The sequence below is a fragment of the Shigella sp. FC1544 genome (assembly GCF_001722145.1).
GTDB lineage: Bacteria > Pseudomonadota > Gammaproteobacteria > Enterobacterales > Enterobacteriaceae > Escherichia > Escherichia coli.
In genome coordinates this window covers 1-347 of sequence record NZ_MECT01000483.1, presented here as the reverse complement: position 1 = coordinate 347, position 347 = coordinate 1, and the positions used below count along the sequence as shown (strand labels likewise).

Below are 347 nucleotides of genomic sequence, written 5' to 3'. Positions count from 1 at the left end.
AACAGGCTGAGGCCCTGCTGAAACAACGCGAACAGGACAGTGATCGTTACAGTGGGCGGGAAGACGATCCGCAGGTTCCCCGCCAGTTGCGACAGTCTCGTCATCGTCGCCCGTTACCGGAGCATCTGCCCCGCGAAATAAATCGCCTGGAGCCAGAAGAAAGCTGTTGCCCGGAGTGTGGCGGTGAGCTGGATTATCTGGGGGAAGTCAGCGCAGAACAACTGGAACTGGTGAGCAGCGCTCTGAAAGTGATCCGCACAGAACGGGTAAAAAAAAGCCTGTACAAAATGTGACTGCATCGTTGAAGCACCGGCACCATCCCGTCCGATAGAGCGTGGTATCGCGGG

At 57.1% G+C, this 347-nt stretch carries 1 pseudogene; it reads left to right on the top strand.

From position 1 onward, the window contains the following. A pseudogene (locus tag BGK49_RS18730) lies at window positions 1–347 on the top strand (IS66 family transposase zinc-finger binding domain-containing protein); the annotation flags it as partial.